We start from the raw sequence: 542 nt of genomic DNA on the forward strand, positions 1-542 counted from the left end.
CCTCAGCGTCAGTTACAGACCAGAGAGTCGCCTTCGCCACTGGTGTTCCTCCACATCTCTACGCATTTCACCGCTACACGTGGAATTCCACTCTCCTCTTCTGCACTCAAGTTCCCCAGTTTACAATGACCGTCACCGGTTGAGCCGGGGGCTTTCACATCAGACTTAAGAAACCGCCTGCGAGCCCTTTACGCCCAATAATTCCGGACAACGCTTGCCACCTACGTATTACCGCGGCTGCTGGCACGTAGTTAGCCGTGGCTTTCTGGTTAGGTACCGTCAAGGTACCGCCCTATTCGAACGGTACTTGTTCTTCCCTAACAACAGAGCTTTACGATCCGAAAACCTTCATCACTCACGCGGCGTTGCTCCGTCAGACTTTCGTCCATTGCGGAAGATTCCCTACTGCTGCCTCCCGTAGGAGTCTGGGCCGTGTCTCAGTCCCAGTGTGGCCTATCACCCTCTCAGGTCGGCTACGCATCGTTGCCTTGGTGAGCCATTACCTCACCAACTAGCTAATGCGCCGCGGGTCCATCTGTAAG

The 542-nt window shown here is 55.0% G+C and carries 1 rRNA gene; it reads right to left on the bottom strand.

Going from position 1 to position 542, the window contains the following annotated elements:
* Positions 1-542, bottom strand: a 16S ribosomal RNA gene (locus tag AC04SH_RS34955); the annotation flags it as partial.

The organism is Mesorhizobium sp. CNPSo 4688 (assembly GCF_057784295.1).